Raw genomic sequence first — 12,473 nt, forward strand, 5'->3', positions numbered from 1 at the left:
ATGAACACCAAGCTTCACGCCGTGACCGATGCGAACGGAAGGCCCATCAGCCTCTTCATGACAGCGGGTCAGGTCAGCGACTACATTGGCGCCGCCGCCCTCCTCGACAGCCTGCCCCGCGCCCAGTGGCTGCTGGGAGACCGAGGCTACGACGCCGACTGGTTCCGGGACGCCTTGCAGGCCAAGGGGATCATGCCGTGCATCCCGGGCCGCAAAACCCGCACCGAGCCCATCCGTTACGACAAGCGTCGCTACAAGCGGCGAAACCGCATAGAAATCATGTTCGGACGCCTGAAAGACTGGCGGCGGGTCGCAACCCGCTACGATCGCTGCCCGAACGTCTTCCTGTCCGCCATAGCCCTCGCCGCTACCGTGCTGTTCTGGCTATGAGTCCTGAGCCTAGCCGTTTTTCGTTAACCGACAGTGGCTTGCAATGACAAGGCGCATGCACGGCTTCATGGACCGTACATGCGCGCGGGGTGCCTTACGCCGCTATTGTCGCTTTTCCTGTCCACAGCATGAGGTCCGTTGCCGGCATCGGCTTGGCCATGAAGTAGCCCTGCCCCTCGTCACACCCCCAGTCCCTCAGCATATCGAAGACGATGGGCGTTTCGATGCCTTCGGCGACGACGCGATAGCCGAGATCGTGGGCCATGGCGATGATGGTGCGCACCAAGGTAAGGTCGCGCTCCGAGGTCTCCAACCCCATTACGAAGCCGCGATCGATCTTGAGCACGGAGGCAGGCAGTTGCTGGAGATACTGCAGATTGCTGTAGCCGGTGCCGAAATCGTCGATTGCCACGTCAATGCCGGCATCGCGCAGAAGGCTGAGCTGCTCGGTCACGCGTGCACTGTCACGCGCGACGGCACTTTCGGTGAATTCGAGTTCCAGCGACGCTGTGCTGACACCGTGGGCGTCGATGGCGTCGAGCAGGCGCTCGGTAAAGTTCGTTTCATCGAGATTAAGCGCCGAGACATTGATCGACACCTTCAACTCCAATCCCGCCGCATTCCATGCCTGAATCTGCCGCAGCGCCGTGTTAGCGACCCAGGCGGTCAACGGCCGGACCAGCGCGGTTTCCTCGACCGAAGGGATGAACTCGGCCGGCGGGATCGGACCCAATGTCGGGTGGGTCCAGCGCAATAGCGCCTCGGCACCGATGCAGGCACCGGTTCGCATGTCGATGCGGGGCTGGTAGACCAGCGACAACTGGTCATCGGACTCCAGCGCCAGCTTGAAATCGTTGAGCAGCATGAAGCTGCGCATGTTCTTCATGTCGTGCGCCGGCGAGTATTGCGCGAGGCCGCCTTCGGCAAGGCCGGCATCGTCGAGCGCGTTGAACAGCCTGCGCAGCACATCGCGAGGCGTCAGTTCACCGATAGGGAACTCGCAGATTCCCAGCAACGGCGCTGGCGTCACCGGTATTCCGTTGCAGGGGACCGGTTCGTGCATGAGTTCGGCCAGTTCGTGAATGAAGGCCTGCGGATCGCCGCCGAACTGCGGCGTCAGGAGAACGACGCAGCGTGTGAGGCCGACATGATAGAGACGCGCCGAATTACCCAATCGCGGGCGCAAACGGTCAACCGTGCCCTGAACGAGCGCCTCGGTGAAGTCTGACCCAAGAACCCGCTGACCTTGCCCGAACTGGCGGGTCGAAAGCAGTTCGAACATGATGCCGGTGCAGGAAGCGTCACGATTGCTTGTCGCCAGCTCTTCCAAGTCCTCGAACATCTGATGCTGGTTTGGGAGACCGCTCGTCGCATCGACCCGGCCGATCATGTTCTGCAATTCGACCTGGGCCATCACCATGCCGGCAAGGTCGCGCAGCACCTGACGCTGATCGGATTCGAGATCGCGCGGCTTCGCGTCGACCACGCATAGAGTGCCGAGCCCATGCCCCTGTCGCGTGAACAGCGGCGCGCCAGCATAGAACCGGATTCCAACCTGGGCGAGCGGGCTTGTGGCGAAGCGCGGATCGGCGAGAAGGTCAGGTACGACGAACACGTCATCGCCGCCGATCGCGTAGCTGCATGGTGCCTGCTCACGCGGAATCTCGGTCAGATCGACGCCGACGCGCGACTTGAACCATTGCCGATCATTGTCGGTCAGCGAGATCGTCGAGACCGGCGCGTCGAGCAGCCTACTTGCCAGCCGGGTCAAGCGATCAAAGCTCTCGCTCGGCGATGTGTCCAGCAAATTCAGATTACGCAACGCATTCAGCCGTGCTTCTTCGCTGTAGGCGGCGCTGTGAAGATACTCAGTCATTCCATCCCCCATACCCTTGGTTTGATCGGGTTGAGATTACGAGGAACGAGCAAGAGAAATGTTAACCGTCCTTAGGCTCAGGACCCATTGATGTGAGGCGAACGATCTGATTCAGGCTCCTGAGGAGTCTGGATATGAGCGATCTGTATTGGCTAACGGACGAGCAGATGGCTCGGCTGGAGCCTTTCTTCCCCAAGAGCCACGGCAAGCCGCGCGTTGACGACCGCCGGGTGTTGAGCGGGATCATCTTCGTCAACCGCAACGGCCTGCGCTGGCGAGATGCGCCGGCGGCCTACGGGCCGCACAAGACCCTCTACAACCGCTGGAAGCGATGGAGTGAGGCTGGCGTCTTCATCCGGATGATGGAGGGCCTGTCCGGGGCTCAGGCCGAACGCCGCACGGTCATGATCGACGCGACCTATCTCAAGGCGCACCGCACGGCTTCGAGCCTCGCGGTAAAAAAGGGGATCTCGGGCGACTGATCGGACGCACGAAAGGCGGCATGAACACCAAGCTTCACGCCGTGACCGATGCGAACGGAAGGCCCATCAGCCTCTTCATGACAGCGGGTCAGGTCAGCGACTACATTGGCGCCGCCGCCCTCCTCGACAGCCTGCCCCGCGCCCAGTGGCTGCTGGGAGACCGAGGCTACGACGCCGACTGGTTCCGGGACGCCTTGCAGGCCAAGGGGATCATGCCGTGCATCCCGGGCCGCAAAACCCGCACCGAGCCCATCCGTTACGACAAGCGTCGCTACAAGCGGCGAAACCGCATAGAAATCATGTTCGGACGCCTGAAAGACTGGCGGCGGGTCGCAACCCGCTACGATCGCTGCCCGAACGTCTTCCTGTCCGTGACGTGCCCCTGAGAATTTCCTCCACGCGGAGCTAGAGTCCGGCCCTTGAAAGGACGGACGGAATGAAACGAGCGAGATTCACGGAAGAGCAGATCATCGGGATCCTGCGGGAGAACGAGGCCGGCGCCAAAGCGGGCGAGCTGGCGCGCAAGCACGGCGTGTCGGAGGGCACGATCTACGCCTGGAAGGCCAAGTTCGGCGGGATGAGCGTGTCGGACGCCCAGCGCCTCCGGGCCCTGGAAGACGAGAACGGAAAGCTGAAGCGCCTGCTGGCCGACGCCATGCTCGACAAAGCCGCGTTGAACGATCTGCTGTCAAAAAAGTGGTAGGGCCCGCGGCGCTGCGCCAGGCCGTCGCCCATCTGAAGGCGGCGTTCGGCGTCAGCGAGCGACGGGCCTGCTCCATCATCAAGGCGGACCGTAAGTCGGTGCGCTATCGCTCCTGCCGACAGCCGGACACGGCGCTGCGGGAGCGGCTGCGCGCCCTGGCTGTCGAGCGGCGACGGTTCGGCTATCGGCGGCTGTTCGTGCTGCTGCGGCGTGAGGGAGAACCCTCGGGCAAGAACCGGATCTACCGGCTCTATCGCGAGGAAGGCCTGACGGTGCGCAAGCGCCGCTCACGTCGTCGCGCCATGGGCACGCGCGCGCCGATCCTGGTCGAGGCCAGGCCGAACGCCCGCTGGTCGCTGGACTTTGTGCACGACCAGTTCGCCACGGGCCGCCGCTTCCGCATTCTCAACGTGGTCGACGACGTCACCCGCGAGTGCCTGGCGGCGATCCCCGACACCTCGATCTCGGGACGCCGCGTCGCGCGAGAGCTGACAGCGCTGATCGCTCGGCGGGGCCGTCCCGCCATGATCGTCAGCGACAACGGCACGGAGTTCACGTCCACCGCCATCCTGGCCTGGGCGCAGGATCATGGCGTCGACTGGCACTACATCGCGCCGGGCAAGCCGACCCAGAACGGGTTTGTGGAATCCTTCAACGGCCGGATGCGCGACGAACTGCTCAACGAGAGCCTGTTCTTCAGCCTGGATCACGCCCGCCAGAAGGTCGCCGCCTGGGCGCTGGACTACAACACCCGCCGGCCGCACTCGTCGATCGGCTACCTCACCCCGGAGGCTTTTGCCGCCAGTCTGACCGCAACAGGCCGACCCGCTGCGCAGGATGAAAGCTGCGCGGCCCGGCCTGTTGCTCACCCCACGCTGCGAGGCGTAACTAACCCAAGGACTCTGGTCGCCGCTGGATGAAAACTCAGGGGCACGTCAAAGGCAGTGATCTCCTCCATTGGGGCACTGGAGAAGTTCGGATTGCGCCCGATCGGATCGCGCACCTAGGGCGTCTTTCGCCTGGTCCGGATTACAAGCTCTACCTCGCGCCCCGGTTCGTCGAGACCAAGGCGGCCTTCCTCGAGATCAAAAGCTCTTCGGTTAGGCTGGGCGATGTGAAGACCTTCAATGGGTTTATATTGCAGGTGCCCAGAGGCGTCGATGTTGACGATTACAGTGCAGTTGTCATCTGGTGCGAGGCTTTTGATCAATTCATCAGCGCTGCAGAGTATCGTGTTCCACATCAGGCTCTCAAATGAGCCAGGTAATGGACAATGTGAAGGCTGCTTGCACGCGTGGCCTCGTCCTCGCGCCAGTAGCCGCCTTGCTGTTGAGCGTCACCATCTTGCTGCTCGGCAACGGGCTGCTGGGCACGCTTTTGATCGTCAGAGCTGGTCAGGAGGGCTTCTCGGCCGCTGCGATCAGCGCGATGATGTCGTTCTACTTCGCAGGCTTCACGATTGGCGCGCTGGTTTTGCCTCGCATCATTGTGTCGGTGGGGCACGTACGGACCTTCGCCGGCTTTGCGGCGATCGCATCGATGACCGCCCTTCTCCATGTAGCGTTCGTAGATCCGGTAGCTTGGATGCCGCTTCGGCTCGTGACCGGCTTCGCATATGCGGGTATGATCCTCGCAACGGAAAGCTGGCTCAATGCCCACGCGGTTCAATCCACACGCGGTCAGCTTTTGTCGATTTTCGGCGTTGTATCCATGGGTTCTTGGGCGACCGGACAGGCGCTCCTCAACATCGCTCCACCCGCCGATGTTACACTTTTCCTCATCGTCTCGCTGCTGATATCTGCCGCAGTGGTTCCGATCACTCTACTTCCCAGTCATTCGCCGGCCGATGGACGGCACGAGTCGGTTGCATTCAGGGATCTCTTTTCTGTTTCGCCCTTGGCGTCGATCGGCGTCTTCTTGGCCGGGCTGGCCATAGGCGGCTTCTGGGGCATGGGGCCCAATTTTGCGCAAAGGATCGGTCTCGACGTCGTCGGCATCTCCGCCTTCATGGCCGCAGTTCTCGGAGGAACGCTTGTGTTGCAATGGCCGCTCGGTTGGCTCTCCGACCGGGTGTCCAGGAACCTGGTCATCGCAGGAGCGGCGCTGGCATCCGCCGTGGCAGCCATCGGCGTGTCGGTGGCGGCAGACGCCCCTTTGCCCGTCCTTCTTGCGGCGGGAGCGCTCTTCGGCGGTTTTGGCATCCCGATCTACTCGCTGTGTCTCGCCGCCGCGAACGACGACCTTCCTCCAGGGCGGCTGCTCGGCACCGCGCGAGGGCTTCTGCTGCTCAACGGGATCGGAACGGCGGCCGGACCACTTGTCGGGGGAGTGGTGATGGATCGTGTCGGGCCCGGTGGGCTGTTCGTCTATGCTGCTGTCCTGCTGACCATGCTAGCGGTGTTAGCGGGCCTACGCGGTCGCTCTCGCTCCGCAATCGAGGTAAAGGCGACACGTTGCCCGAGTACGCCGATGATCACCGCCTCTCTCGATGCGATGATACGAACCCAGGACGAGCCGCAGAGCGTTCGGAACTAGCGCTGCGGCCCTGGCGACCGTTTGCTATGAGACAGCTTCGACCTTCAGCTCTCGGCCGTTGAATTGAACGGTCTCGCCGGCCTGAGCCCCGTCGATTACCTCGAAGATCGGCGCCATCGTCGATATGCCCATAAGCTCGCGCCCATGGCAGACGAACTTGTCCGTTGACACCGCGACGACGAAGTAGCGACCCGACAACTTGATGACCGCCCCTTCTGTAACCGCCGTCTTCGGTCCGAAGTCGATTGTTCTCAGCTTGTCGAGCTTGTCGGCGTAATCGTCCAGCGTATCGTCGAGCGCCTCGGCGAAGTCGCTCGCGATCTCGGCTTGTGCCTGTTCGTCGTTCTCGATCGGCTCGCTCCGATCCAAGCGAGCCGTGGAAACATAATCGAGATACTTGTCGCGAGCGCTCTGCAGAGCAGCGGTCTCCAACGACAGCATCGTTTCCCGGATGTGGTCTTTATTCCAATCCATCTGCACCTCGTCGCATTGCAATTTGAAATGATAAGCCGATCTATCGGAGCAAGCCGTTGAAAGGCCGCGTTCCGCAGTCGGCGCCGTCATTCGTCGATGATGACGTCTTCGCCCTGGTAGGGGATCCTGATCAGCCGAGGATCCCGAATGATGCTGGTCACGAGCCAGACATACGTCTGTTCTGCGGTATCGAAGCCGAGAATGCTGAATGCGCCGCCGAACGGGCATGCCGGAAAGTCGGGGAAGCCTTCTCGAAGAACGTAACGCTCGGGTTCGCGATCGAATTCGGCCTTGTAGACCTTCCGCAGCCCATGCTTGCTCGGAACGTCTTCGTCGCCCGCAGGCGCTGTTTCACGATGTTCCAGGAGGCGCTCGGAAAGATCACGGTGGCAGATCTCGTCGAACACGTCGAAGGCATCAATCAGCAAACCTTTTCGCTCGGTCGCGGGATCGGTGATCGCGTAGATGTTCGAAGCATCTTCGGCACCGTCCCCGCTTTCGAGACGCAGCGCTGCGTCGACGCGAATGGAGCATGGATCGAGCCTCGATCCCAGTTCGAGATCGACCAGGTTGCCGTCCTTGACGCGGTACTCGCGGTCATAGCCCTTCGCGACGAAGGACTGCACTGCTTTTAGAACGTCGGTCACTTGGGCTGTCATTGATGCACCTCGAGTTCACGTTGGGACGGAAGAGCGGCCGTGGACGGCGCGCGGCAGCCTGCTGGGTCTAGTCGCGGCTCGCGCGTAGCGATCACAGCCACTTGGCCTTCTTGAACCGCACGAACAGGAAGAGGCAGAACATCAGCATGACACCAAGCACGACGAAGTAGCCGTAAGGCGTGTCCAGTTCCGGCATGTTCTTGAAGTTCATGCCGTATATGCCTGCAATCGCTGTCGGCACTGCGAGGATCGCGGCCCACGCCGCAAGTTGGCGGGTGACGACCCCGATTCTTTGCGCTTCGAGAAGGCTGCTGAACTCGAATACAGTGGATAGCACCTGCAGGAGGCCATCGACCATGGACTGGACACGATCAACATGGTCGGCAACGTCGTTGAAGTAGGGCCGCACCTCAGCGCTGATGCAGGGAAAGTGTCCGCGCACGAGCTTGCGCACCAGCTCGGCCATAGCGCCAAGGGTGCGCTGAAAGCGCGTCAGCTCGCATCTCAGGCCGAAGATGCGAGCAACGTCCTCTCGCCCAAGGAAGTCGTCGAGCGATCGCCTTTCCATCGCAAGTACGTCATCCTCGATCATTTCGAAGATGGGCAGATACTGATCCACGATCCGGTGAAGGATCGCGTGGAGGACGTAATCGACGCCTTTTCCGAACTGGGCGGGCGAACGCTCGAGTTGCTCTCGAAGGTTGCCCAATGCACCAGCGTTGCCGTGGCGAACGGTGATAAGATGGTTATGGCCAGTAAAGATCGCCGTCTTGCCGTAACGTATGCGGTCCCCGACCAGCTCAGCCGTCTGGGCGACGACGTAAAGCTCGCCGTTATAAACTTCGAGCTTGGGCGGGCATATCGGGTGCATCGCGTTGTCGATCGCTAAAGGATGCAGATTGTAGGTCGCCTGAAGCGCCCTCAGTTCGTTGACGGAGGGCTCGCTGAGCCCAATCCAGCAAAAGCCCGAACGGTTTTTGTCGAGTTCGACGCGCTCGTCGATAGCTACTTCCCGGATACGTCGACCCTCGTTGTAGTAATATGCAGCGATAACACTCATGCTGACCTCGCCGGAATGAGCAGCCCACGTTGGACTGCTGGGCGCGCGAGGCCGCGATCCAGCCACGCTTGGACATTCGAATGATTGCTAAGCCGCAGTAGGTCGCCGGCGTCGTAGGCGCCAACCAAGGCGTTGACCCAGCCGAGGGTCGCAATGTCGGCGATAGAATAGTCATCGACGATCCAGTCGCGCCCGTCCAGTTGGCGGTCTAAGACTCCCAGGAGGCGTTTGGATTCATCAGCGAAACGCTTCTGAGGACGCTTATCCTCATAGTCCTTGCCGCCCCCGCGCAGGAAAAAGCCGAGTTGACCGAACATCGGGCCAATCGCCGACATCTGGAAGAATACCCAGCTTAGCGCCTCGTAGCGCTTGGCTGATGCTCTCGGGACGAGCTGGTCGGCCTTCTCCGCCAAATAAACGAGGATCGCGCCGGATTCCCAAACGCCGAGCGGCTTACCGTCCGGACCCATTGGGTCGATGATCGCTGGTATGCGGCCATTCGGGTTTAGCGAAACGAAGGCCGGATCTTTGCTTTCGTTCTTAGAGATGTCGATAAAGTGCGGCTCGTACGGCAGGCCGATCTCCTCGAGCATGATCGAGACCTTGACGCCGTTGGGCGTGGGCGCGGCGTAGAGCTGCAGGAGGTCAGGGTTGGATGCCGGCCAGCGTTGTGCGATCGGAAACGACGAAAGATCTGGCATGATGTGGCGATCCTAACAACTCGATGGCTGAGGAGCGGTATGACCGCTTGATTAGCTGGGTTTCGGGCCCGCACCATCAGTGGATGCGGGTCCGATGGTGCGACCCAGGGGCTCAGCCGCAAATGTGGCTGCAGCTATTCCGCTGCCGCGCCGGCCTCAGCCTGGGTGTCGCCAGCGTCTTTACGCTTCGGGAGCACCCAGTTAGCGCGCGGGAAATGACAGGTATATCCGCCCGGCCTCTTCTCCAGATAATCCTGGTGCTCCGGCTCTGCTTCCCAGAAGTCACCCACGGGCTCGACTTCGGTGACGACCTTGCCGTCCCACAGTCCGGACGCGTCGACGTCGGCTATCGTATCTTCGGCGATGCGCTTCTGCTCCTCGTCGATGTAATAGATGCCAGATCGATAGGAGAGGCCGCGGTCGTTGCCCTGGCGGTTCTTTGTCGTCGGATCATGGATCTGGAAGAAGTATTCCAGGATATTACGGTAGCTCGTCACTGTCGGGTCGAAGGTGATCTCGATCCCCTCCGCATGAGTGCCATGGTTGCGATAGGTGGCGTTCGGCACGTCGCCGCCGGTGTAGCCGACGCGGGTCGAAACGATGCCGGGCTGCTTGCGGATCAGATCCTGCATTCCCCAAAAGCATCCGCCAGCGAGAACAGCGCGCTGATGCATGTTAAGCCTCCTCTACTTGGTCGAGATACTCGCCATAGCCCGCGGCTTCCATCTCATCGCGCGGGATGAATCGAAGCGATGCCGAGTTGATGCAGTAGCGCAGGCCGCCGCGGTCGGACGGCCCGTCCGGAAACACGTGGCCAAGATGGCTGTCGCCGTGCACCGAGCGAACCTCCGTCCGGACCATGCCATGCGAGCTGTCTCGCACTTCGTTCACGTGAGCCGCGACGATCGGCTTGGTAAAGCTCGGCCAGCCAGTGCCGGACTCGAACTTGTCCGTCGACGCGAACAACGGCTCGCCGGATACGACGTCAACGTAGATGCCCGCCTCCTTGTTGTCGTTATACTCGCCGGTAAAGGGTCTCTCGGTGCCGTCCTGCTGGGTGATCCGGCGTTGTTCCGGGGTCAGGCGTTCGATTGCTGCCTGCGACTTTTCAAACTTCATGGTGAGTCTCCATTACTTAGTTAGAGGGCCAGGCACACTACGTTCAATTTATCACGTCGATACTCACATCAACTATCGCAGTGGCTCCAACGATAATCCAATACGTCGTGCGTATAGTTTCTATACCGCACATGCCTCTTGCTTGGCGGGTCAACTCCAATCGTAACGGGCTGCAAGCTGAGCGACTTTTCGTATCTCGACCGGTGCCGTAGATCCGGACGCGGTGGCGATTACGATCTCACGCTCCAACGCGAAGCCCTCGATCGGCCTTGTGATCAGGCCGTGGGTGGTGGCCGCGCGTTCGGGCAAAATGCATATCCCCCGCCCTTCGGCGACGACGCGCTGCACCCAGTCGTCTCGATCTGAGCGGAAGCGAGGGCGCATGCGCACCTCTCGACGCGCGAAGTGCTCGAAGATTTGATCGCGGCACTCGCATTTCAGTCGATCGACGAACGGGAAAGCAAGCAGGTCTTCACCACGAACGACTTCGCACGCCGCCAAGGGGTGATCTGCAGCGCAGCCGAGCACGAAGCGCTCCCGGAAGAGAGGACGCACATCAAGTTTACGATCCGGCCTTGATTCGCGAGGCAGGATGCACGCGTGATATTTGCCTGAGAGCACCTCCGACGTGTCCTCGCCCGATTGGAGCGAGTGCAGTTTGATCTCGATGGACGGCACCTCTTCCAGCGCGCTGTCGAAAAAGGCTGTGAAGGTCCTCGGGCCGACGCTGGAGGCGACAGCAACGTCGAGAACACGATGCCGCCCCATTGCCCAGTTTTCCGAGTGGTGTCTTACGCTCTTCATCGCGACCAGCATTCGGCGGAATTCCAACTCGACGTCCTGACCCAGGCTCGTCAGCCGGCTGTTCTTCCCGTCACGATAGATGAGCGGTCCACCGAGTTCCTCCTCCAGGCGGCGGATCGCTCGTGTCAGGCTTGGTTGTGAGACACCACTGAGACGAGCAGCCGCAGTGAAATTCAGCGTCTCGGCCAAGTTGATGAAATAGCTGACCTGATTGAGTTCCATAGCCCTTTGGCCTGCGCCCTGACGAGTGGCACCCCAGAGGACCGATCCGACTACAGCCTCAGAAGTATGCGCGACGCATATAATCATGGTTTAGGGGCTTGTCTATATGCGCCGCGCATATAGAAAGAATGTCTTGGGCTGCTAGTTCGGGTCGATGGTGCTCCTGCTAAGCCGCCGTTGGAGGCTCGACGCATATGGCAGGAACGCGGTTCACGTTTGCCGGGGGAGGGGGGTCTGAACTAACCGGGCACCTGGAGGCGCCAGAAGGCACTCCTCGCGGCTGGGCGATTTTCGCCCATTGTTTCACTTGCGGGAAGGACAGCCGCGCCGCCGTGCACATCGCACGCGCGCTCTCGCGGGCCGGTATCGGCGTCTTGCGGTTCGACTTCGCCGGCACAGGGATCGCGAGTTCCGCGGAAGAAGCGGTAAGCTTCGCTTCTGACGTCGACGATCTGAGGGCAGCCGCGGAGGCCATGGCGGCCGCCGGTATGCCACCCGCCCTCCTTGTCGGGCACAGCCTGGGTGGAACGGCTGCGATCGTAGCCGCTGCCGCGCTGCCGGATGTCGCCGCGGTGGTGACGATCGGTGCGCCGGCCGACCTTCAGCATATCTTGCGCGTTTTCCGGCCTGGCGACCTTGACGCGATAGCGAGCGAGGGCGAGGCCTCTGTGGAGATCGCTGGCAGGCCCTTCCTCATCCGCCGCACCTTCCTGGAAACGGTAGAGCGAGCCGACATCGAGAAGTCCATCGCCGCGCTTCGACGTCCGGTGCTGGTCATGCATTCGCCGGTGGACCAAGTCGTGGGCATCGAGCACGCCTCGCGCATCTTCGTCGCATCACGCCATCCTAAGAGTTTTGTCTCGCTCGACACGGCGGATCACCTTCTCACCGACGTCGACGATGCGAACTACGCCTCAGCTATGGTCGCCGCGTGGGCCAGCCGCTTTCTTCCGCCGCTAGCGGCGGATCTTCCGCAGGTCGAGGCGGCAAAAGGTGTCGTTGCGTCGGAGACGCTAGCGGGGAAGTTCCAGCTCACGGTCCGCAGTGGCGAGCATACTCTGTTCGCCGACGAGCCGGAATCGGTCGGAGGTCTTGGGAGCGGCCTGTCTCCCTACGAACTGGTGTCAGCCGGGCTAGCTGCCTGCACGGTGATGACGATGCGCCTTTACGCCAACCGCAAGGGCTTCCCGCTCGAAAGAGCGACGACGAGCGTGCGGCACGAGAAGGTGGCGGACATAATGCCTCCCGACCGCTTCACACGCACCATCGTTCTCGATGGGCCGCTCAGTGATGATCAACGCGCGCGCATTCTTGAGATCGCGGATCGGTGTCCCGTCGATCTGACGCTCGTCCGGGGTTCTGATGTGCAGACCGAGCTTTCGAGCGGCGGCCAGCCTGCAGGTGCAAGGCCGTCGAACTGATTGGCACACAGCGTTTAGGGTGATCGG

Annotated in this window: 13 protein-coding genes and 2 pseudogenes; 7 read left to right on the forward strand and 8 right to left on the reverse strand. The window is 61.5% G+C overall.

Features of this window, described 5'->3' with window-relative positions; all coding sequences use genetic code 11:
- Positions 1-390: pseudogene (locus Q9R14_RS00005) on the forward strand (IS5 family transposase); the annotation flags it as partial.
- A 94-nt stretch (positions 391-484) separates the two neighbouring features.
- Here the strand turns inward: Q9R14_RS00005 and Q9R14_RS00010 are convergent.
- A complete protein-coding gene (locus Q9R14_RS00010; protein WP_167493331.1) occupies positions 485-2,266 on the reverse strand; it encodes a bifunctional diguanylate cyclase/phosphodiesterase in 1,782 nt (593 codons plus the stop codon).
- 134 nt (positions 2,267-2,400) lie between these two features.
- On the opposite strand from Q9R14_RS00010, the gene Q9R14_RS00015 reads away from it, so the two are divergent.
- The 5 genes and pseudogenes from Q9R14_RS00015 to Q9R14_RS00035 all read left to right on the forward strand — a co-directional run bounded on the left by Q9R14_RS00015 (position 2,401) and on the right by Q9R14_RS00035 (position 5,986).
- A protein-coding gene (locus Q9R14_RS00015) for an IS5 family transposase (RefSeq protein WP_371929738.1) occupies positions 2,401-3,134 on the forward strand; the annotation gives its coding sequence in 2 pieces (ribosomal slippage) (positions 2,401-2,721 and positions 2,724-3,134; 732 coding nt in all).
- Between the two features lie 50 nt (positions 3,135-3,184).
- Complete coding sequence (locus tag Q9R14_RS00020; protein WP_003170335.1) at positions 3,185-3,451, forward strand: IS3 family transposase; 267 nt, start codon at positions 3,185-3,187, stop codon at positions 3,449-3,451.
- Positions 3,436-4,371 (forward strand): annotated as a pseudogene (locus tag Q9R14_RS00025) (IS3 family transposase); the annotation flags it as partial. The gene Q9R14_RS00020 and the pseudogene Q9R14_RS00025, both read left to right, overlap by 16 nt.
- Positions 4,368-4,709: a DM13 domain-containing protein gene (locus tag Q9R14_RS00030; RefSeq protein ID WP_306003062.1), complete on the forward strand. Its 342-nt coding sequence runs from the start codon at positions 4,368-4,370 to the stop codon at positions 4,707-4,709. The pseudogene Q9R14_RS00025 and the gene Q9R14_RS00030, both read left to right, overlap by 4 nt.
- An 8-nt stretch (positions 4,710-4,717) precedes the next feature.
- On the forward strand, positions 4,718-5,986 hold the full coding sequence (locus Q9R14_RS00035) for an MFS transporter (RefSeq protein ID WP_306003063.1): 1,269 nt from the start codon (positions 4,718-4,720) through the stop codon (positions 5,984-5,986).
- Positions 5,987-6,010: 24 nt separating this feature from the next.
- Here the strand turns inward: Q9R14_RS00035 and Q9R14_RS00040 are convergent, their stop codons facing one another.
- From Q9R14_RS00040 to Q9R14_RS00070, 7 genes are all read right to left on the reverse strand, one after another.
- The gene (locus tag Q9R14_RS00040; RefSeq protein ID WP_234791967.1) at positions 6,011-6,550 is read right to left on the reverse strand and encodes a hypothetical protein; all 540 of its coding nucleotides are present in this window, start codon (positions 6,548-6,550) and stop codon (positions 6,011-6,013) included.
- Positions 6,547-7,107: a hypothetical protein gene (locus tag Q9R14_RS00045; protein ID WP_229342198.1), complete on the reverse strand. Its 561-nt coding sequence runs from the start codon at positions 7,105-7,107 to the stop codon at positions 6,547-6,549. Before Q9R14_RS00045 ends, Q9R14_RS00040 begins: the two co-directional genes overlap by 4 nt.
- Positions 7,108-7,210: 103 nt before the next feature.
- On the reverse strand, positions 7,211-8,179 hold the full coding sequence (locus Q9R14_RS00050; protein WP_037520579.1) for a magnesium and cobalt transport protein CorA: 969 nt from the start codon (positions 8,177-8,179) through the stop codon (positions 7,211-7,213).
- Positions 8,176-8,880 (reverse strand): glutathione S-transferase N-terminal domain-containing protein, encoded by a 705-nt coding sequence (locus Q9R14_RS00055; protein WP_037520577.1) that lies wholly within the window; start codon positions 8,878-8,880, stop codon positions 8,176-8,178. Before Q9R14_RS00055 ends, Q9R14_RS00050 begins: the two co-directional genes overlap by 4 nt.
- Positions 8,881-9,014: 134 nt before the next feature.
- Positions 9,015-9,554: a peptide-methionine (S)-S-oxide reductase MsrA gene (msrA, locus tag Q9R14_RS00060; RefSeq protein WP_037520576.1), complete on the reverse strand. Its 540-nt coding sequence runs from the start codon at positions 9,552-9,554 to the stop codon at positions 9,015-9,017.
- A 1-nt stretch (position 9,555) separates the two neighbouring features.
- Positions 9,556-9,999: a peptide-methionine (R)-S-oxide reductase MsrB gene (gene msrB, locus Q9R14_RS00065; RefSeq protein ID WP_037520575.1), complete on the reverse strand. Its 444-nt coding sequence runs from the start codon at positions 9,997-9,999 to the stop codon at positions 9,556-9,558.
- Positions 10,000-10,149: 150 nt separating this feature from the next.
- Entirely contained in the window at positions 10,150-11,025 is an 876-nt protein-coding gene (locus tag Q9R14_RS00070; protein ID WP_306003064.1) for a LysR family transcriptional regulator, read from the reverse strand.
- A gap of 194 nt (positions 11,026-11,219) precedes the next feature.
- Here Q9R14_RS00070 and Q9R14_RS00075 point away from each other — a divergent pair, with 194 nt between their 5' ends.
- The gene (locus tag Q9R14_RS00075; RefSeq protein ID WP_037520572.1) at positions 11,220-12,446 is read left to right on the forward strand and encodes a bifunctional alpha/beta hydrolase/OsmC family protein; all 1,227 of its coding nucleotides are present in this window, start codon (positions 11,220-11,222) and stop codon (positions 12,444-12,446) included.
- The last annotated feature ends 27 nt before the right edge of the window (positions 12,447-12,473 follow it).

This window comes from Brevundimonas sp. C43 (assembly GCF_030732185.1).
Taxonomy (GTDB): Bacteria; Pseudomonadota; Alphaproteobacteria; order Caulobacterales; family Caulobacteraceae; genus Brevundimonas; species Brevundimonas diminuta_C.

Coding starts and splice junctions, on each gene's coding strand:
- Q9R14_RS00035 (WP_306003063.1), top strand. CDS start 4,718: ATGGACAATGTGAAGGCTGCTTGCACGCGTGGCCTCGTCCTCGCGCCA.
- Q9R14_RS00075 (WP_037520572.1), top strand. CDS start 11,220: ATGGCAGGAACGCGGTTCACGTTTGCCGGGGGAGGGGGGTCTGAACTA.
- msrB (WP_037520575.1), bottom strand. CDS start 9,999: ATGAAGTTTGAAAAGTCGCAGGCAGCAATCGAACGCCTGACCCCGGAA.
- Q9R14_RS00040 (WP_234791967.1), bottom strand. CDS start 6,550: ATGACGGCGCCGACTGCGGAACGCGGCCTTTCAACGGCTTGCTCCGAT.
- msrA (WP_037520576.1), bottom strand. CDS start 9,554: ATGCATCAGCGCGCTGTTCTCGCTGGCGGATGCTTTTGGGGAATGCAG.
- Q9R14_RS00030 (WP_306003062.1), top strand. CDS start 4,368: ATGAAAACTCAGGGGCACGTCAAAGGCAGTGATCTCCTCCATTGGGGC.
- Q9R14_RS00070 (WP_306003064.1), bottom strand. CDS start 11,025: ATGGAACTCAATCAGGTCAGCTATTTCATCAACTTGGCCGAGACGCTG.
- Q9R14_RS00055 (WP_037520577.1), bottom strand. CDS start 8,880: ATGCCAGATCTTTCGTCGTTTCCGATCGCACAACGCTGGCCGGCATCC.
- Q9R14_RS00010 (WP_167493331.1), bottom strand. CDS start 2,266: ATGACTGAGTATCTTCACAGCGCCGCCTACAGCGAAGAAGCACGGCTG.
- Q9R14_RS00050 (WP_037520579.1), bottom strand. CDS start 8,179: ATGAGTGTTATCGCTGCATATTACTACAACGAGGGTCGACGTATCCGG.
- Q9R14_RS00020 (WP_003170335.1), top strand. CDS start 3,185: ATGAAACGAGCGAGATTCACGGAAGAGCAGATCATCGGGATCCTGCGG.